The organism is Hydrogenophaga pseudoflava, from assembly GCF_004353865.1.
GTDB classification, from domain to species: Bacteria; Pseudomonadota; Gammaproteobacteria; order Burkholderiales; family Burkholderiaceae_C; genus Hydrogenophaga; species Hydrogenophaga pseudoflava.
Map to the genome: position 1 here is coordinate 3,504,732 of NZ_CP037867.1, position 18,711 is coordinate 3,523,442.

The window sequence follows — 18,711 nt, forward strand, 5'->3', positions numbered from 1 at the left end:
CCATGCCCTTCTTCACCTCGCACGGCCGCCCGCTCTACTACGAACGCCACGGCCAGGGCCCGGCCCTGGTGTTCCTGCACGGCGCCGGCTCCAACGGCGCCACCTGGTGGCAGCAGCTGCCCGCGTTCACGCCGCACTTCAGCTGCGTCACCGTCGACATCCGCTGCTTCGGCCGCTCGGTCGCACCGCCCGACGAGCTGCAGGTGCGGCTGATGGTGGACGACCTGGTCGCCCTGCTGGACCACGAAGGCATCGACAGCGCCGTGCTGGTGGGTCAGTCGCTGGGCGGCATGATCGCGCTGCGCACGGCACTGGAACACCCGCGTCGCGTGCGGGCCCTGGTCCCCTGCGACAGCTCGCTCGCCATCGACCACCCCCGTCAGCTCGCGATCCTGGAGCACCGCATCACCGCGGCGGCGGCCATGTCCATCGAGCAGCGCTCGCTGGGCGCCTGGTTCATCCAGAACCGGCCCGCGCTGGTGGCGCTGTACGCGCAGATCAACCACTTCAACCCCAGCGCGCACAGCATCCCGCCCGAGGCCTGGCGCGAAGCCATGCGCGGGCTCAACCACCCGGCCAACCTGGTGCCCACCGAGGCGCTGCGCCGCCTCGCCTGCCCGGTGCTGCTGGTCGTGGGGCGCGAGGACCCCATCGTGCCGCTGGACATCGTGCAGGAGGTCGCAGCGCTGATTCCACGAGCCGAGGTGGCCGTGGTGGAACAGGCCGCCCACTCGGCCTACTTCGAGCAGGCCAAGGTGTTCAACCAGCGGTTGATGGGCTTCCTGCAGGGGCTGCCGGACCCACCGGCCAGCCCCTGACGCCGCTCAGTTCCCCGTGCGCTCCGGGTGCAGCGGCTTGAGGGCCGGCATGCGGAAGTTGCCCTTGCCGCGCTGGTCGTTCACGCTCGAGGTGTTCATCGAGAACAGCAGCGTGGTGTAGGCCACCGCGTCGGCGTTGATGTCCAGTGCCGTGTCGCTGTTGTTGGCAAAGGTGTCACAGGCCTGGTGGTAGCACGGGTCGTAGGCTGTGCCCGCCGTGCCGCCCCACAGCGCCGCTTCCTCCGCGGTCTTGACACCTTCGGCGCCCGTGAACAGGCCGCCGGCCGGAATCAGGTTCTGGATGAAGGCCCGGTAGTCGGAACGACCGTCGAAGTCCGTGCCCTTGAACGGCACGCCGCGTTGCATGTAGAACGACTCGAACGCCTTCTCGATCTGGTCCGAACCGCCGGGGCCGGGGCCTTCGCCCGTGGCGTCCGAATCGTCACCGTCGTAGACAAAGAAGACGTGGTTGGGCGAACCGATCATGTCGAAGTTCAGGTACAGCGCGATGCGGTCCTTCTCGGCCTGGCTCAGTCCGTTCACGTAGTTCGTGGAGCCGACCAGCCCGGATTCTTCCGCACCCCACAGGGCGAAGCGCAGCTTGTTGCGCGGCTTGACCTTGGCCATCTGCACCGCGGTCTCCAGGATGGCTGCCACACCCGAGCCGTTGTCGTTGATGCCGGGGCCTTCGTTCACCGAGTCCAGGTGCGCGCCCACCATCACCACGTTGTTCGGGTCGCCCGTGCGCGACTCCGCAATGATGTTGCTGGTGGTCGCCTCGCCGCGGAAGGTGTCGGTCTTCAGCCGCAGCACCAGCCCCGGCGTTGCCGCCAGCTGCTGCCCCAGGGCCTGGGTGATGCCGGTCACGCCGATGTCCTCCGTGAAGGCCTCGCCCAGCGTGCCGTTGAGGTCGCCGGTGGTGTTGTTGTAGATGACCACGCCGCTCGCCCCAGCCGCCAGGGCGTTGGTGGCCTTGAGCGCGAAGGGACAGGCGCCGCGGCTGATGAGCGCGATGTTGCCGGCCGGGAAGCCGGCGAAGTCCGCCGCCTCGCAGCCCGGCGTGCCGTCGCCCGGCGGCGGCGTCAGCGCTGTCACGGAGGCGGTCACGTCGCCGCTGCCCGAGTACTCCATGATGTTGTTCGCCAGCGGGCCGGCCGGGCCGGGCGACACCTGCTCCAGCACCGTGGGCGAGAGTGTGATGAAGGTCTGGAACTGGAAGTCGGTGACCGTGACCAGGTAGCCCGCGTCGCGCAGCACCTGGGCCGCGTAGTCCACCGACGCGTCGTACCCCGGCGTGCCCGAGGTGCGGATGCCGTTGTTCTCGTCGGCGATGGTCTGCAGGGCCTGCTGATGGCGCCGGACACCGGCCAGGGTCACACACTCCAGCAGTTTGTTGAACGTGTTGTTGACCCGGTTGAGGCAACTGGGAGATGACGATCCAGCGGCCGCCGCCCCTCCCGCTGCAGCCACCTCTGTCGTCAGCATCCGCGCGGTGGCGAGGTCGCCCCCGCTGTCGCTGGACGCATCGCTGCCGCCGCCGCACGCTGCCACGAGCAAGGTGGCCGCGAACGCCGCGCCCCATCGCCCCCGGGTCAGACGCCGACCAATCGAACCGGTCTTTTCCATGTCTGTCTCCTGTGTGTGTTGTTGATGCTTCGGATCCCGCCGCCGTCGAACAACTGGCACCCCGGCCTCTTGCGACCGCGAGGGGATGGGCAGCGTACTCCTCGCACCTCAGCGGCCACAAGACGACTTACAGAAAGACACGAAAGAAACGCCCGGGGGACCGACCGCCTGCCCCTCGACGTCTGCGGCGCATTGCGGCTATCGTGGGTGCCCCGTTTTCAGGAGACGCCCATGCCCGCCAAAAACACCATCTGCCTCTGGTTCGACGGCACCGCCGAAGAAGCCGCGCGCTTCTACGCCGCCACCTTCCCCGACAGCGCCGTGGGTGCGGTCATGCGCGCACCCGGCGACTTCCCCTCGGGCAAGCAAGGCGACGTGCTCACCGTGGAATTCACCGTCATGGGCATCCCCTGCCTGGGGCTCAACGGCGGCCCCGGCGTGCCGCACGGCATGGCCTTCTCGTTCCAGGTGGCCACCGACGACCAGGCCGAAACCGACCGCCTGTGGAACGCGATCATCGACAACGGCGGCGAAGCCAGCGCCTGCGGCTGGTGCAAGGACAAGTGGGGGCTGTCGTGGCAGATCACCCCACGCGTGCTGACCGAAGCCATCACCGACCCCGACCGCGCCGCGGCCCAGCGGGCGTTCAACGCGATGATGGGGATGACGAAGATCGATATTGCGGGGATTGAGAAGGCGCGGCGGGGGTGACCCAGACCGCCGCCGTCAACTCGCGCCTTCTTCCAGCAGCGGCACGCCCGAGCGACGCGCCGCGTCTACCACGGCATGCAGCAATTGCCGCGTACTTGGCTTCACCAAGGGCCACTGCTGTTGTCGCTTCAATGCCGCGATCCCGTCCGGAAACAAGCAGACGCAGGCGTGCTGCATGTGCTGCGCCGAGGCGTAGATCAATCCCTGATGGCCAGCCTTGAAGCAGTCTCGCGCCAGCGCCTGAGTCTGTTCGATGCGCAAGCTCAACAGTAGTGGGTAAGGCTCCGCCAGCGGGCGCAGGTCCACCAGCCTAAGAGGTCGCACGGTAGTGAATTGAAGCAGTGCTCGCTTGCGCAACTCGCCCAAGCTTCGGCTCTTCGTGTCGCGGCGGAACTGCGCTTCGAACAGTGCGGTATCTGCGCTGTCTGCCAAGTAGGCAGTGACCTGATCAGTCAAACAGAACCTTCCGGACAACACGCCGGCTGGTGGCAACAAGAGCCCGTTCGTTTTGACTGCACCGGGCCGAGCACGCAGCACCTGGACCCGGAAAAACGTCTGCCCGGCAGGCAGTTCAATCAGCGGAGGTTTGAGTTCTTTGAGGTTCATGAGCAGGGGGGCATCAATGTCCCTCTGCTGTTGCCAGACCCAGTACCCGTTTCGCATCCACGCCCTGCTCCAGCGCCACGCGGGGCGTCTGGCCATCCAGTGCAGGGTGAGGGCTTTCCAGGAAGGCCAGCAGTGGCCAGCCGTCGGTGGTGCCCAACGCCTTCGACATGGGTTGGAGGTACGGGAACACAAACGGCTCGAACTGCCAGCGCGGCAGCTTGAAGCCACGCCGCAGATGCGACACACCGAGGCACCGACCGGACTTGATCCACGCGTTGATGGTCACGCGTGAGGTGCCCGCCAGTTCAGCGGCTTCTTCGGTGGTGATCATGTCGGCCGCCTGCATTCGCTCGCGCCGGTAGGCCGCACCCGAGCGCAGCAGCGCATCGGTCTGCGCTCCGCTGGCGTAGGGGTCGGCGGATACGGTACGGCGGGTTGGGGCTTCAAGGGCAACAGAGAGAGGAAAAGTCAAAGTGTTCATGTGCGTTCACTGGTGCCCACTGTTATGGCGCGTTGCGCTTGTTGACCCTGCATTCAAAAAAACCTTGCTGCGGCAAGAGCTGAGCCGTTGGCCTAAATCCTGAGTCCTGCGTCCTGAAAAGCAGCCGCGTCCAAAGAGCGATTCGTATAGAAGTCACCAGCGATGCCAAAGAGTCGAGTTGCGTCTTCCAGGGCGCGGGATCGAATGACTGAAGCACGGGTAGTTCGCGAACGACCCTGCGATAGAGATCGCACATGGACTCGTCAATGGACGCCCAAAGATTGGCTGGGTTGACTTGATGTGACATGGGTCTGTGCCGTTGAATTGACGCTAGATTTTCGTTCAAAAAAACAATTTCGTCAAACTCGTTAAGTTGGACAACAATCCTATGGTTAACTTTTCCTGCTCTTCACTGGCTGCCCATCCCTCATCCCGCTCCCCGGATAAAGAATCACCGTCTCCCCCGCCTTCAGTCCGTCCTTCACCCAGGCGCTGTCGGCGTTGCGGTCGCTGAAAGTCACCGTCCTCGCGCGGGCCTTGCCACCCTCCACCACGAACACCTGCCAGCCCTCGCCCTGGCGCACCAGCGCGGCCGAGGGCACGAGCAGCGCGCCGTCGTTGGCCGAGATGGTGATGCGCGCGTCGACGCGGAAGCCGTCGCCGAGCTTCTGCAGTTCTTCCGGTGGCGCCTTGAGCGCGACGGTGACGTTGACGCGCTGTTCTTCGATGCCCAGGGCCGAGGTCTTGGTGAACGCGACCGGGTCGACCCGGGCCACGGTGCCGGCCAACGGCGGCTGGTTGCGGCCGGTGGACAGTTGCACCGCGGCGCCCACGGCGATGCGCGGCGCGTCGCCGGAGAGCACGTCGATCACGGCTTCCATGGCGCCGGTGTCGCCGATTTCCAGCAGCGGCGCGCCGGCCTGAACCGGTTCGCTGCTGTCCTTGTGCAGCTTGAGCACGCGGCCGTCGACCGGGCTCTTGAGTGACCAGAGACCGGGAGTGCTGCCTTGCGCAGCGCCGGACGGTTCTGCGCGGCCCAGCGCGGCGCGGGCTTCGCTGGCGGCGTGGCCGGCGGCGGCCTGCTCGGCCTGCGCGGCTTTCAGGGCCTGGGCCGCGGCCTCACGCGCCAGGCGGCTCTGGTCGCGGGCGGACGGGGCGATGAAGTTGTCCTTGGCGAGCTGCGCAGAGCGTTCGGCTTCGAGCGTGGCCTGGGCCAGCGCGGCCTGGGCGCGCTGCACGTTGGCGCGGGCGGCGGCCACGGCGGCGTCCGCGCTGCCCACGCGCTGCTGCAGCACGCTGCGGGTGCGCGCGTCGATCATGCCGGGCGCATTGGGCGCGAGCACGGCCACCACGTCGCCCGCCTTCACCGCGTCACCCACCTTGATCGCGGGCCGCTGCAGTTGCGCGGCGGTGGGCGCGGTGACCAGGTAGCGCTGCTGCAGGCGCAGCTGGCCGTCTTCCTCGATCACCTGCTCGAAGCGGCCTTCGGCCACGGAGGCGGTTTCCACGTCCAGCGGGCGCGGGCGGTAGGAGGCCCAGAGGATGGCGGCCAGAGCCACCACGGCCAGTCCGCCGATGAGCCAGCGGCGTTTTTTGGCCGCACCGTTGTTCGACTTGTTCATTCGCGTACCTTCAAGACAGAAACCAGATCCAGGCGGTCGATGTGGCGGCGCACCAGCAGCGCGCTGGCCACACCGGCGGCCAGCACGATGAGGGCGGCCGAGGCGTAGGTGGACGGTTCGATGACCACCGGAAAATCGATCGCGTCGCTGGCCATGAGCTGCATCATCAGCGTGGCCAGGCCCCAGCCGGCCAGCGCCCCCAGCGGCAGCGCCACCAGCAGCTCGGCCGCCAGCTCGGCCAGCAGCAGCACCGACACTTCGGCCCGCGTCATGCCCAGCACGCGCAGGCTGGCCAGTTCCCACGCGCGTTCCGAGAGCGAGATGCGCGCGGCGTTGTAGATGATGCCCACCGCCATGGCCACCGCAAACAGCGTGAGGATGCCGCTGAACACGCCCATGTTGCGTTCGGTGCGGTGGTTGAACTCGGCCATGGAGCTGGCCTTGTCGAACACCGAGTTGATGCCGGGCGCCGCCTTCACCGCGGCCCAGAAGGCGGGCATGGCGGCCGGGTCCACCTGCAGCGCCGCGTCGGCCACGCCGTCGCCATCGCCGGCCAGGCGGTTGAGGGTGTCCAGGTTCATGTAGAGCAGCTGGCCGAACATGGTGCGCGCGATGTCAACCACCTCCACCTCCACGCTGCGCCGGCTCCACAGGCGGAACTGCAGCGTGATGCGGTCGCCCACCTGGGCGCCGAGCTCGCGCGCCAGCAGGCCCGAGAGCACCACGCCGTGCGCCGGCAGGGCCAGCGCGCCGCGGTCTTCGTCCACCAGGCGCATCAGCCTGGCGTTGCCCCGCAGGGCCATCACCGCGGTGTCGTTGCTGCGCCCGCGCAGCGTCACCTTCACCGGCTCGGTGCGGTAGACCTCGGCGTCGAGCACGCCGGGCAGGCGCTGCAGGTCGCGCACCACGGTCACGGGCACCGGCCGGTGGAAGTTGACCAGCACGTCGCCCTGCTGCACCTGACGGAACTGCACGTCCACGATGTGGGCGATGGCGTCCAGCCAGAACGCGCCCGAGATCTGCAGCGCGACGGCCAGCGCGATGCCGGTGACGGTGAAGGCGGCGCGCAGCGGCCGGCGTTCGAGGTTGCGCACCACCATGCGCGCGCTGGTGGACAGGAAGCGCCCCAGGCCCAGGCGCTCGACCAGCGTGGCGGTGTAGGCCGGCGGCGCGGGCGGCAGCATGGCCTGGGCCGGGCGCAACCGCACCACGGCGTGGATCGCGGTCCAGGTGCCGGCGGCGGCAGCCAGCCCGGCGATGGCGGCCGAGAGCAGGACCAGCGTGGTGTCGGTGGCGTAGGCCAGGCGGTTGAAGCGGAACACCTCGTCGTACAGGCTGAGCATGCCGCGGCCGATCAGCTGGCTCAGGCCCAGGCCCACCGCCACACCCAGCCCCGCGATGACCAGCGCGAGCTGGATGTAGTGCCACGCGATGGCACCGTCGGTGTAGCCCAGGGCCTTGAGCGCGGCGATCTGGCTGCGCTGCGTGGCCACCTGGCGGCTGAGCACCACGTTGAGGATGAACATGGCCACGGCCAGGAAGATGGCCGGCAGCACCGTGCCCATGACCTTGAGCTGCGCCAGTTCGTCGCTGACGATCTTGGTGGAGAGCTGGCGGTCGCGCCCGACGGCGCCGATGCTGCCGTAAGGTTCGAGCAGGCGGTCCAGCGGCGTCAGCACGGCGCGTTCGGGCACACCGGCTTCGAGCCGCAGCGAGGCCTGGTTGAACGCGCCCTGCATGTCGAACAGCTCGGTCATGCGCGCGCCGTCGATCCACCAGATGCCGAAACCGGTGTCGTCGGGCGCACCGCCCTGCGAGGCGAACACGTACTCGGGCGTGGCGGCCGTGCCCACCAGGTGGATGCGCTCGCGCCGGCCGTTGAGGATGGCGTGCACCACGTCCCCGGGCTTGAGCTGGCGCGCGGCGGCGAAGCGGTCGCTGACCAGGGCTTCGAGCTGGGCGCCGCGCTCGGGCCAGCGCCCCTGCTTGAGGCTGAGCGCGTTCAAGCCCTGGCGCCCGGCCTGCGCGGCCGACAGGTCCAGCCCGATGAAGCGGCCGGTGACCGGCTGCACCACTTCGGGCAGGTCCACCTGGGCGTCGAACACCACTTCGAGCTTCACCTCCGCCACGCCGGGAATGGCGCGGAGGCGCTCGCCCAGCGACACCGGCGCACGCTTGATGCCGGCGAACAGGTCGGCCAGGCGGTTGTCGGCGTAGAAGGCGTCGCGCGAGGTCTTGAGCGAGTCGTGCACCGCGAACATGCCGACGAAGCCCGCCACGCCGATGGCCACCACCACCGCAATGGTGACCACCTGCGCACGCAGGCGCCTGAGGTCGCGCCAGAGCTTCGTATGAAGGGTGCTCATCTCAGAGCGCTCACCACCGCAGCGTGGACGCGGCCACCTTGTGCGGGTTCACATGGGTTTCGACGATGCGGCCGTCGGCCAGGCGCAGCACGCGGTCGGCCATGTCGGCGATCGGCGCGTTGTGCGTGATGACCACGGTGGTCGTGCCCAGCTCGCGGTTCACGCGTTCGATGGCCTGCAGCACCATGACGCCGGTGGCGCAGTCCAGCGCACCGGTGGGTTCGTCGCAGAGCAGCACGGCCGGGCGCTTGGCGATGGCCCGCGCAATGGCCACGCGCTGCTGCTCGCCGCCCGAGAGCTGCGAGACGAAGTGGTGGCGCCGCTCGGCCAGCCCCACCAGGGCCAGCGCCTCGGCCGGGTCCATCGGGTCCTCGGCCAGGTCGGTCACCAGGGCCACGTTCTCCTCGGCCGTCAGGCTGGGGATGAGGTTGTAGAACTGGAACACGAAGCCGACGTGCTCGCGCCGGTAGCGCGTCAGCTCGGCATCGCCCGCGCCGATGAGTTCGTGCACCTGGCCCTCGTGCGTCCAGCTGGCCGAGCCGCTGGTGGCCGTGTCCAGCCCGCCGAGGATGTTGAGCAGCGTGGACTTGCCGCTGCCCGAGGCGCCCAGCAGCACCACGAACTCGCCGCGCACGATGTCCAGGTCCACGCCGCGCAGCGCGTGCACGGCCGTGTCGCCCTCGCCATAGGTCTTGGTGAGGGCTCGGGCGGTGAAGACGGAGCCGGCGCCGGGTTGGGAAACGGGATCGGAAACGGTCATGGCGCTATGTTCGCGCAAACGGGTCACAGCTGGCTGACATGCGTCAAGGCACCTTGCAGGCCCTCAGCCCGCCGCCGACTGCCGCAAGGTCTTCACCAGCAGGTCGTGCAGGCCGTCCACCGCCTTGTTGCCGCGCGACTCGCGGCTGCGGTAGACGCCCACCTCCATCGGGATCAGCGGGCCCAGGCCCTGCTCGGCGCCCAGCACCTGCAGGTGCGGCGGCGCGCTGCATTGCGTGAGCACGGCCACGGCCAGGCCGCTGTCCACCGCCGCGATCTGCCCGGCCAGGCTGGAGCTGTTGTAGACCACCTTGTAGCGCCTCCCCTGTTGCGCCAGCGACTGGATGGCGCCGCGCCGCGCGAGGCTGGCCTCCTCGTACACCGCGATCGGCAGCGGGTCGCGCCGCCACAGCTCGAACTGCGCCGAGCCGACCCAGACCATGGGTTCGTGGAACAGCAGGGTGCCGCGCCGCGCGTGGTCGCGCGAGACCAGCGCCAGGTCCAGCTCGCCACGCGCCACGCGCGGGATCAGTGATGGCGACTGCTCGCAGTGCAGCTCGATCTCGACCCCGCTGTGCTTGGGCGCGAAGCGCTTGAGCACCGGCGTGAGGTATTTCGCGGCGTAGTCGTCGGGCACGCCCAGGCGCACGCGGCCGGTCAGCTCGTCGCCGTGCAGCGCGGCCTGCGCCTCGGCCTGCAGGTCGAGCATGCGCCGGGCGTAGCCCAGCAGGGTCTGGCCGTCGGGTGTGAGCTGCAGCTTGCGCGGCCCGCGCTCCAGCAGGCGCCGGCCTGCCGCGTCCTCCAGCTTCTTGAGCTGCATGCTCACGGCCGACTGCGAGCGGTGCACCTCGCCGGCCGCGGCCGACAGCGAGCCGGCGTCGACCACCGCCACAAAGCATCTGAGCCAGTCGATCTGCAGATCCTGCGGGGTCATGGGCGGCGTCCTTGCATGCGGTTATCGAATGGAAACGATGTGAATTTTGCGCTTTTCGGGATTCATGAAACCCGGCACAGTCTCGCCCCATGACCACAACCGATGACCTCCGCTCACAAAGTGCCCTCACCCGCCGGCTGGTGTGGGCCGGCTTTCGCGAGATGCTGCCGATCGCCCTGTTTGTGCTGGTGTTTGGCGCGGCCTTCGGCCTCGCCTCCCTGCAGCAAGGACTGAACACCCCATGGGCGGTGCTGATGAGTTCGGCCGTGTTCGCCGGCGCGGCGCAGTTCGCGGTGCTGGACCTGTGGGGACCGCAGGTGCCGCTGCTGCCCCTGGCGCTGACCGTGTTCGCCATCAATGCGCGCCACCTGCTGATGGGCGCCACGCTCTACCCCTGGCTGCGTCAGCTGCCGCCCGCGCGGCGCTATGGCGTGATGGCGCTGGCGTCGGATTCCAACTGGGCGCTCGCCATGCAGGCCCTGGGGCGCGGACAGCCGGGCCTGGGGCTGCTGCTGGGCGGTGGCCTGGCGCTGTGGGTGTTCTGGATCATCGGCACCGTGCTGGGCACGCAGGTGGGCAGCCTGATCGCCGACGCGCGGCGCTGGGGCCTGGACATGGTGATGGGTTGCTTCCTGCTCGCCATGGTGGTGGGTGGCGAGAAGAACCTGCGCATGCTGCTGATCTGGGTGGCGGCGGGCGGCGCGTCGATCGCGGCCTGGCACTGGCTGCCGGAGAACAGCCACGTGGTGACCGGCACGCTGGCCGGCGGCTTGCTGGGCCTGCTGTGGAAGGAGAAGAGCGATGAGCGTTGAATCCACCGGCTGGGGCACCCTGCTGATCGTCGCCGTGATGGCGCTGGTGACCCTGGCCACCCGCTGGGGCGGTGTGTTCGTGATGTCCTACGTGCCCATCGGGCCACGCGTGCGGCGTTTCATCGCGGCCATGTCGGGCTCGGTGCTGGTGGCCGTGCTGGCGCCGATGGCCGCGCAGGGCGACCTGGGCGCCCGCGCGGCACTGGCCACGACCGCCCTGGTGATGCTGGTGCTCAAGAAGCCGCTGCCGGCCATTGCGGCCGGGATTGTCGCGGCGGCCCTGTTCAGGCAGTTCTGAGCGCGCTCAGGGCTTGAGGATCAGCGGCGCGATCTGCTCGACGTAGTACTTCACCGCGGGCAGCGTCAGGTGCCCGTAGTCGTAGCTCAGGGGCTCGGCGGAGCCGGGCTCCATGCGCGTGAGGCAGCCCTGGCGGTTGCAGAAGTAGTCCATGCCGGAGATGAACTCGATGCCCATGGCCTTGGCGCGTTGGCGCATCTCGGCGGTGGCGGCCTTGACGTGGGGGTCGAGGTACTCATCACCCAGGCGCAGCGGAATGCGCTGCTGCTCGCGCCACACCTTCAGCAGCAGCTTGGGCAGGTCTTCGCGCCAGTAGGGCACGGCGCCGAGCAGCACGATGCGCTTGACGCCGGCCTTCTTGAGTTCGGCCACGGTGGGCTCCAGGCCCGAGGTGTCCTTGTAGCGGCCCTTGACCTTGCCCTCGTGCCACCACGCATAGAGCACGACGATGTCGGGCTTGCTCTCGCGGATGACGCGGATGGTGTCGTCGTTCAGGCTCTTGCACAGCGGGCGCGGGTCGATGCCCAGGATGGGCGGGCAGATGGCCGCGGTGCGTTCGCCCAGGCCGAAGCTGTACTTGCCGCTGTCCTGCAGCGCCTTGAAGCCCGGGTAGAGCGAGCCGGCGTGCGAGTCGCCCCAGAGGAAGACCAGCGGGCGCTTCTGCTCGACGCAGAAGGGTTTGTAGTGGCTCGCCGGCAGCTTGTAGTCGAGCATGCAGTCGCCGTCGCGCCAGCCTTCGATGATGGCGGGCCGGCCGCCCTTGGACGAGAGCGTCTTGAGCAGGGCCTGGATCTGTTCGGGCGTGCCGTCCTGCCCCGGCTGGTTGGCCGCCAGGCGCTGCAGCCGCTCGGGCTGGCCGTCCTGCTTGTAGATGGTGAAGCCGGTCAGGCCCGTCATCGCCACCCCGGCACTCAGCGCCACGGTGGTGAAGCGCCACTGGCGCCAGTGGCCGAAGCGGATCGGCGTTTCCACCAGCCGGTAGGTCAGCCAGGCCAGCAGCACAGCCAGCAGCACCCAGCCGACCTGGTGCAGCGCCGGAGGCACGCCGCCGTTTTCGATGTGCGGGTAAGCCAGCAGCGGCCAGTGCCAGAGGTAGAGCGGGTAGCTGATCAGACCGATCCAGACCATGGGCTTGCTCGACAGCACGTAGCGGTTGAACCAGCCGCGCGGGCCGGCGGCGATCATCAGGCAGGTGGCCAGGGTGGCGGCAAAGGCCCAGCCGCCAGGAAAGCGGCGTTCGGGGTCGAGCTTGACCATGACGGCGGCCATCAGCACCACACCGGCGGTGGAGAGCCATTGCACCCGGGCTCCGGCATGCTGCACCGTGGTGCCCGGTGCGGGGCGGCTGGCGGCCAGGAAGGCGCCCATCATCATTTCCCAGAAGCGCCCCAGCGGGTTGTAGAAGGCCGGGTTCGGATCGTCGAGACGCACCAGCCAGAGGTTGAACGCCAGCGAGGCCAGCAGCAGGGCTGCGATCCAGATCCGCTTGGGCTGGCCCACGCGGTGCAGCACCACCAGCACCAGCGGCCAGAACATGTAGAACTGCTCCTCGATGGCCAGCGACCACAGGTGCAGCAGCGGCTTTTCGACCGCCGAGGCGTCGAAGTAGCCGGCCTCCTGCCAGAACGCAAAGTTGGACACGAAGAAGCTGCCCGCCAGCGCGTGCTTGCCCACCGCCTTGTATTCCAGCGGCGAGAGCACGAACCAGCCGTAGGCCAACGTGGACGCCAGCACCAGGAACAGGGCCGGGAAGATGCGCTTGACGCGCCGCGCGTAGAAGTCCGCGAAGCTGAAGCGGTTGCGGGCCAGGTTGTCCAGGATGATCGAGCTGATGAGGTAGCCCGAGATCACGAAGAAGATGTCCACACCGACGAAGCCGCCCGGGAACAGCTCGGGAAACGCGTGGTGGATCACGACGGCAGAAACGGCGATGGCACGCAGGCCATCGATGTCGGAGCGGTAGTTGTCTGCGTGTGGCAGGTGGGACATGTAACAGGGTCGGGGAACAACAGGGGGCGCAGCATCCTAACAAAGGACGCCGGCTCACCCGGGCCGCAGGGCCTCCCGCGCGGCGGCCACCATCCGCCGGGTCAGCCCGTCGAGCAGGCCGGATGCCGCCCGCGCCGTCTGCCAGTACAGCGGCACATCCAGCGGCGTGCCGGGCGCCAGCTCCACCAGCGTGCCCTCGGCCAGGTGGGGCTCGATCATGCCCTGCGGGAACATGCCCCAGCCCATGCCGGCCAGCGCGGCGGTGACGAAGGCGTGCGACGAGGGCAACGTGTGCCGCGGCAGTTCCACATGGCGGTGGCACAGGCGCCGCACCCAGCCGGCCTGCAGCTCGTCCTTGGTGTTGAACAGCAGGCTGGGCGCCTGGGCCAGGCTGCCTGCGCCCACCCCCTGCGCAAAGTGCTGTGCCACGAACGCCGGGCTGGCGGCGGCCAGGTAGCGCATCACGCCCAGCGGCTGGCTGTTGCAGCCGGTGGCCGGCCGCGCGGTGCCGGTGACGGCGGCCACCACCGCGCCGGTGCGCAGCCATTCGGCCGTGTGGTCCTGGTCGTCCACGCTCAGCTCCACCAGCACCGGCGCCTCGGCCGCGAACGCCGCCAGCGCGGGCGCGAACCAGGTGGCCAGGCTGTCGGCGTTGACGGCCACCGGCAGGTGGACCCGCGCCCCGCCCTCGGGCGCGATGGCGGGCAGCGCGTCGGTCAGTTCCGCCTCCAGCAGGCGCACGCGGTCCACGTGCTGGCACATGCGGCGTCCGGTGTCCGTGGGCCGGCAGGGCTGGCCGCGTACCACCAGCGCGCAGCCCACGCGCTCCTCCAGCAGGCGGATGCGCTGCGAGATCGCCGACGGGGTGACGTGCAGCGCGCGCGCCGCGCGGTCGAAGCTGCCTTCGCGCACCACGGCGGCCAGGGCGTTGAGGGCGGCGTAATCGAGCATGGATTCAGTTCTTCTAAAGCAGATTTAGGAAAGACAGTTTGTCTTCATCCTCCAGCACTGGCAAGCTCGGCCCATGTTGTCCACGTCTTTCGCCCAGGCGCTGCCCGTGTTCGTGCAGGGCCTGCTGCTCTGCTTCGGTCTCATCGTCGCCATCGGCGCGCAGAACGCCTTCGTCCTGCGCCAGGGGCTGCGGCGCGAGCATGTGGTGCCGGTGGTGCTGTTCTGCGCCCTGGCCGACGCGGCGCTGATCAGCGCCGGTGTGCTGGGCATGGCCCAGGCGCTGGGACGGCACCCGGTGTTTGCGCAGGCCATGGCGCTGGCGGGCGCCCTCTTTCTGGCCTGGTACGGCTGGCAGGCGCTGCAGCGGGCCCGGCTGTTCGGCCCCCACGCTCCACCGCAAAGCGGGTCGCTGCCCCCCGGGGGGGCTGATCCGGCTTGGGGCGGCCCGGCGCCGGATCGGCTCTCTCGGGGCGCCGCGATGGCCCAGGTGGCGGCGTTCACCCTGCTCAACCCGCACGTCTACCTGGACACGGTGATGCTGATGGGCAGCATCGGCGCCCAGCAGCCGGCCGGCCTGCGCGGCTGGTTCATCGCCGGCTCCAGCCTCGCCAGCCTGGTCTGGTTCTGCGGCCTGGGCTTCGGCGCGCGCTGGCTGGCGCCGCTGTTTGCAAAACCCCGCGCCTGGCAGGTGCTGGACGGCCTGATCGGCCTGACCATGTGGGCGCTGTCGGTGCTGCTGCTGCGGCACGCGCTGCGGGGCACCTGAGCCCGGCCGGCACCGCCCTCTATCTATATATGTACGTCCCCCCGCACCACCGCTTCGACGACCGCGCCGCGCAGCTCGACCTCATCGACGCGCACCCGCTGGGCACCTGGGTCTGCCTGGGCGCGGACGGCCTGACCGCCAGCCACCGGCCCTTCGTGCTGGACCGCAACCGCGGCAACCACGGCACACTGAGCGTCCGGATCGATCCGGACGACGCCGGGGCGCGCGCGGTGCCGGCCGGTGCCCCTTCGCTGATCGTGTTTCATGGACCGCAGGCCTACATCTCCCCCGGCTGGTACCCCGGCAAGGCCGAACACGGCCGCGTGGTGCCCACCTGGAACTACGTGGTGGTCCATGCCCATGGCGCCGTGCGGTGGACCGCCGATGGTGCGGGCATCGAGATCGCCATCCAGCGCCTGGAAGGCAAGCTCAAGGCCAGCCAGGACGAAGCGCGCGCCGACCGCGAAGGCACCGTCGTGGGCCTCACCGCCTCGGGCTCCGAGGCCGCACGCACAATGGCTGCACTGGTGCAGCACGCACTGAACACATCGCCCCACTGACCACCATGTACCTGCCCACCGCCTTTGAAGAACAACGCCCGGAAGCCCTGCACGCACTCATGCAGGCGCACCCGCTGGGCACCCTGGTCACGCACGGCCCCGACGGGCTGGACGCGAACCACATTCCCTTCGAACTCGACACCGCCGTCGGACCACACGGGCTGCTGCGTGCCCACGTGGCGCGCGCCAACCCGGTGTGGCAGCAGGCGGCCGACACCGAGGTGCTGGTGGTCTTCCGGGCCGCCGACGGGTACATCTCGCCCAACTGGTACCCGAGCAAGCCCGAGCACCACAGGCATGTGCCGACCTGGAACTACGCGGTGGTGCACGCGCACGGCGTGCTGCGCGTGCGCGACGACGAGCGCTTCCTGCGCGGGCTGGTGGCGCGGCTGACGCGAGAGCACGAGGCGCGCTCGCAGCAGCAGAAGCCCTGGAAGATGGGCGACGCGCCCACCGACTACATCGACGGCCTGCTCAAGGCCATCGTCGGCCTGGAGATCGAAGTCTCCCGGCTGGTGGGCAAGTACAAGCTCGGCCAGAACCGAGAGGAGCGCGACCGCCTCGGCGCCGCGGCGGGCCTGGAGGGCCTGGGGAACGTGGAGGCCGCGAAGGCCATGCGCGAGGCAGGAACCCCTTCCTGATCCGCCGGCACCATGCGCGCCGTGGCTGAGGCTCAGTCCCTGTCCGGCGCGCCCAGCGGAAAGAGCGACCTGTAAGGCCGCGCTTCGTCCACCGCGCGGGCGAACGACGGGCGTGCCAGCAGGCGCGCGCGGTAGGCGCGCAGCAATGGTTGCGCCTCAGCGATCGGGTGCACCCAGTCGGCGTAGAACAGCGACGGTGCGGCGGCGCAGTCGGCCAGCGTGAACGTGTCCCCCGCGGCCCAGGTCTTGCAGGCCAGGTGCCCTTCGAGCCAGGCATAGGCCCGCTCCAGCCGTTCGCTGGCGATGGCCCGCCCCTCTTCAACCGTCATCGGGTAGCGCTGCAGCGCGGTGTCCACCGCCAGCTGCACCGCGCTCATCACGTACAGATCGAAATACCGGTCGAGAAAGCGCACGTCCAGCGCGGCCATCGGGTCGGCGGGCAGCAGGCGCACGGGGCCGGGGTGGACCAGCTGCAGGTATTCGATGATCAGGCTGGTCTCGACGATCTGGCGTTCTCCGTCCAGCAGCAGCGGGAACCGGGCGATCGGCCAGCGCCGCAACCAGTCGACCGTGTGCTCAGGTGTGTCGGGCCCGATGCAGCGAAATTCAAACGCTGTGAAGTTCTCGTACAGGGCGACGAGCGCTTTCTGTGTGTACGAAGAGAAGGGGTGACCGTAGAGGACGAGCGGCATGGTGTGACCTGCGAAGGACGACCGTCGGTGGACTGGCCTGCGCCGCCACTGTAGCGGAGCGGGCGCGACGCACACCTGTTCACCCTGTCGGTCACAGGACAGCCTGGCGAAGTGTTCAGCCCCACAATCGGCGCGGTGAAAACACGCCACTTCGCGCAGCTCGTCGCACTCTCGGCCCTCTGGGGCGCCTCCTTCATGTTCATCCGCATGGCCGCGCCGGTCATGGGGCCCTGGGTACTGGCCGCCGGCCGGGTCGGCCTGGCCGCCCTCACCCTGGTGCTGCTGATGTCGGTGCTGCGCCACGCCTGGCCCTGGAAGGAGTGGCGCATGCTGGCAGTGATGGCGCTGCTGTCCGTCGCGGCGCCGTTCATGCTCTACGCCTGGGCCGGCCTGTACCTGCCGGCGGGCTACAGCGCGCTGCTCAACACCACGGCCGTGCTGTTCGGCACGCTGTCCTCGGCCTGGTTCAAGGAAGACACGCTGACCGCCCGCAAGCTGCTGGGCTGCCTGATCGGCTTCATCGGGGTCGGCCTGATCGTGCGGCTGGGCCCGGTGCCGCTGGACGGCACCACCCTGGTCGCGGCCCTGGCCTGCGTCTGCGCCGCCGCCTGCTACGGCCTGGCCACGCCGGTGATGAAGCGCGCCACCGCGCGCATGCAGCCGCTGTCCATCGCCGCGGGCATCCACGTGATGGCCCTGGTGCTGGTGCTGCCGGGCGCGGCCTGGCAGTGGCCGGAGGCCCGCTTCACCGGCGCCACGCTGGCGGCCACCGCGGTGCTGGGCATCGTCACCTCGGGCCTGGCCTACTGGGCGCACCTGCGCATCATCCGCAACGTGACGCCGGTGGCGGCCATGAGCCCGGTGTTCATGATCCCGGTGTTCGGCGTTGCGTGGGGCCACCTGTTTTTGGGCGAGGCGCTGTCGCCGGGCATCTTTGCCGGCGGGGCGCTGGTGCTGGTGGCCTCGGCGCTGGTGACCGGGTTCAACCCGCTGCGCCGCATCTTCGGCGTCACCGACCCGGCCCCCTGAGCGGCCCCACGGGATCGGCGCACCGAAGGTGCCTGCCTCACCGTGGCACCTCCGTGTCGTGGGCCGACATCACCCGGGTGGTGTCCATGAACAGCTCGGCACACACCCCGCGCAACCAGCGGTTGGCCGGGTCGTGCTGAAAGCGGGCGTGCCAGTGCTGCTTGACCACAAAGGTGGGGATCGGCACCGGACACGGCAGCACCTGCAGCCCCGCCGACCGGGCCAGGGTTTCGCCGATGTGGCGGGGCAGCGTCGCCAGCAGGTCGGTGGTGGACAGGATGGCCGACAGGCCCAGAAAACCCGGCAGCTTCAGGCTGATCTGCCGCTCCACGCCCCGCTCGGCCATGGCCTTTTCCAGCAGCAGCTGGCCGGTGCCGGAAACGATGCCCACATGGGCCTCGCGCCGGTACTGCGCCAGCGTGAGGCGCCCCTGGAGGCGCGGGTGTCGGGCGTTGGCCAGGCACACCCAGTCCTGGATGAACAGCGCCTGCTGGAAGAAGCCCGCGTCCAGCCGGGGGATGAGCCCCAGCGCCAGATCGGCCTCGCCCGACTCCAGCGCCTGCGCGATGCCCGGGTGGAGGGCCGCCGCCTCCAGCTGCACCTGCGGCGCAAGCGCCCGCACGTGGGTGAACAGGCGCGGCAGCAGGGTGATGTGGCTCGCGTCCGTCATGAAGATGCGAAAGCTGCGCCGGGCCGTCGCGGGGTCGAAGCCCGCCTGCGCCTCGGAGAGGCGGCGCAGCCCGTCGAGCACCTCGCGCACGGTGCCGATCAGCGCCTCGGTGCGCGGTGTGGGCTGCATGCCCTGTGGCGTGCGCACGAACAGCGGGTCGCCCAGCTGCTCGCGCAGGCGGCCCAGCCCGATGCTGATGGTGGGCTGGCTCTGGCCCAGCAGCTCGGCGGTGCGGGTCACGCTGCGGGTGCTGTGCAACGTGTCCAGCAGGCGCAGCAGCCGCAGGTCGATCAGCGGAATGTCCGGGTTCATGAGGCCTCTTGCGTATTGATGAATGCAATGAAGTGTATTTAATCCATTCGATAGACGAAATAAAAGCA

General features: G+C 69.3%; 19 protein-coding genes. 8 read left to right on the forward strand and 11 right to left on the reverse strand.

Translation table 11 applies throughout. The features are described from left to right. Positions 1-2: 2 nt before the first annotated feature. Positions 3-818, forward strand: coding sequence for an alpha/beta fold hydrolase (locus HPF_RS16805; RefSeq protein ID WP_133157262.1), 816 nt, complete (start codon positions 3-5; stop codon positions 816-818). Positions 819-824: 6 nt separating this feature from the next. Here HPF_RS16805 and HPF_RS16810 read toward each other — a convergent pair whose 3' ends face one another. After that, positions 825-2,444, reverse strand: a complete 1,620-nt coding sequence (locus tag HPF_RS16810) for a M28 family metallopeptidase (RefSeq protein ID WP_207959187.1) — start codon at positions 2,442-2,444, stop codon at positions 825-827. A 231-nt stretch (positions 2,445-2,675) separates the two neighbouring features. Here HPF_RS16810 and HPF_RS16815 point away from each other — a divergent pair, with 231 nt between their 5' ends. Beyond that, a complete protein-coding gene (locus HPF_RS16815) occupies positions 2,676-3,155 on the forward strand; it encodes a VOC family protein (protein ID WP_133157263.1) in 480 nt (159 codons plus the stop codon). A 15-nt stretch (positions 3,156-3,170) separates the two neighbouring features. Here HPF_RS16815 and HPF_RS16820 read toward each other — a convergent pair whose 3' ends face one another. The 6 genes from HPF_RS16820 to HPF_RS16845 form a co-directional block, all read right to left on the reverse strand. Next, the gene (locus HPF_RS16820; protein ID WP_165961734.1) at positions 3,171-3,761 is read right to left on the reverse strand and encodes an RES family NAD+ phosphorylase; all 591 of its coding nucleotides are present in this window, start codon (positions 3,759-3,761) and stop codon (positions 3,171-3,173) included. Between the two features lie 13 nt (positions 3,762-3,774). Beyond that, positions 3,775-4,242, reverse strand: a complete 468-nt coding sequence (locus HPF_RS16825) for a helix-turn-helix domain-containing protein (protein ID WP_066158228.1) — start codon at positions 4,240-4,242, stop codon at positions 3,775-3,777. A 392-nt stretch (positions 4,243-4,634) separates the two neighbouring features. Next, on the reverse strand, positions 4,635-5,864 hold the full coding sequence (locus HPF_RS16830; protein WP_133157265.1) for an efflux RND transporter periplasmic adaptor subunit: 1,230 nt from the start codon (positions 5,862-5,864) through the stop codon (positions 4,635-4,637). Next, a complete protein-coding gene (locus HPF_RS16835; RefSeq protein WP_133157266.1) occupies positions 5,861-8,230 on the reverse strand; it encodes an ABC transporter permease in 2,370 nt (789 codons plus the stop codon). The genes HPF_RS16830 and HPF_RS16835 overlap by 4 nt, the downstream gene beginning before the upstream one ends. Before the next feature lie 10 nt (positions 8,231-8,240). Then, complete coding sequence (locus HPF_RS16840) at positions 8,241-8,990, reverse strand: ABC transporter ATP-binding protein (RefSeq protein WP_079365139.1); 750 nt, start codon at positions 8,988-8,990, stop codon at positions 8,241-8,243. Positions 8,991-9,053: 63 nt separating this feature from the next. Further along, complete coding sequence (locus HPF_RS16845) at positions 9,054-9,923, reverse strand: LysR family transcriptional regulator (RefSeq protein ID WP_079365140.1); 870 nt, start codon at positions 9,921-9,923, stop codon at positions 9,054-9,056. Between the two features lie 89 nt (positions 9,924-10,012). On the opposite strand from HPF_RS16845, the gene HPF_RS16850 reads away from it, so the two are divergent. Together HPF_RS16850 and HPF_RS16855 are read left to right on the forward strand one after the other, a co-directional pair. Beyond that, positions 10,013-10,735, forward strand: coding sequence for an AzlC family ABC transporter permease (locus HPF_RS16850; protein ID WP_243721603.1), 723 nt, complete (start codon positions 10,013-10,015; stop codon positions 10,733-10,735). Continuing rightward, positions 10,725-11,033, forward strand: coding sequence for an AzlD family protein (locus tag HPF_RS16855; RefSeq protein WP_127805231.1), 309 nt, complete (start codon positions 10,725-10,727; stop codon positions 11,031-11,033). The genes HPF_RS16850 and HPF_RS16855 overlap by 11 nt, the downstream gene beginning before the upstream one ends. 6 nt (positions 11,034-11,039) lie before the next feature. Here the strand turns inward: HPF_RS16855 and HPF_RS16860 are convergent, their stop codons facing one another. Next, positions 11,040-13,022 carry an acyltransferase family protein gene (locus HPF_RS16860; RefSeq protein ID WP_133157267.1) on the reverse strand — a complete coding sequence of 661 codons (1,983 nt, stop codon included), beginning with the start codon at positions 13,020-13,022 and terminating at the stop codon, positions 11,040-11,042. A gap of 54 nt (positions 13,023-13,076) precedes the next feature. Further along, positions 13,077-13,973: a LysR family transcriptional regulator ArgP gene (locus HPF_RS16865; protein ID WP_127805235.1), complete on the reverse strand. Its 897-nt coding sequence runs from the start codon at positions 13,971-13,973 to the stop codon at positions 13,077-13,079. A 76-nt stretch (positions 13,974-14,049) separates the two neighbouring features. On the opposite strand from HPF_RS16865, the gene HPF_RS16870 reads away from it, so the two are divergent. Genes HPF_RS16870 through HPF_RS16880 form a run of 3 tightly spaced genes read left to right on the forward strand, consistent with a single transcriptional unit; the run spans position 14,050 to position 15,940 of the window. Next, positions 14,050-14,739, forward strand: a complete 690-nt coding sequence (locus HPF_RS16870; RefSeq protein ID WP_133158151.1) for a LysE/ArgO family amino acid transporter — start codon at positions 14,050-14,052, stop codon at positions 14,737-14,739. 29 nt (positions 14,740-14,768) lie between these two features. Continuing rightward, on the forward strand, positions 14,769-15,299 hold the full coding sequence (locus tag HPF_RS16875; RefSeq protein ID WP_133157268.1) for an FMN-binding negative transcriptional regulator: 531 nt from the start codon (positions 14,769-14,771) through the stop codon (positions 15,297-15,299). A gap of 5 nt (positions 15,300-15,304) precedes the next feature. Further along, positions 15,305-15,940, forward strand: coding sequence for an FMN-binding negative transcriptional regulator (locus tag HPF_RS16880; protein WP_079365143.1), 636 nt, complete (start codon positions 15,305-15,307; stop codon positions 15,938-15,940). Between the two features lie 32 nt (positions 15,941-15,972). On the opposite strand, the gene HPF_RS16885 is transcribed toward HPF_RS16880, so the two are convergent. Next, positions 15,973-16,632, reverse strand: a complete 660-nt coding sequence (locus tag HPF_RS16885; RefSeq protein ID WP_133157269.1) for a glutathione S-transferase family protein — start codon at positions 16,630-16,632, stop codon at positions 15,973-15,975. 135 nt (positions 16,633-16,767) lie between these two features. On the opposite strand from HPF_RS16885, the gene HPF_RS16890 reads away from it, so the two are divergent. Then, entirely contained in the window at positions 16,768-17,661 is an 894-nt protein-coding gene (locus HPF_RS16890; protein ID WP_241559733.1) for a DMT family transporter, read from the forward strand. A gap of 37 nt (positions 17,662-17,698) precedes the next feature. On the opposite strand, the gene HPF_RS16895 is transcribed toward HPF_RS16890, so the two are convergent. Further along, complete coding sequence (locus HPF_RS16895) at positions 17,699-18,643, reverse strand: LysR family transcriptional regulator (RefSeq protein WP_133157270.1); 945 nt, start codon at positions 18,641-18,643, stop codon at positions 17,699-17,701. Positions 18,644-18,711 lie beyond the last annotated feature (68 nt).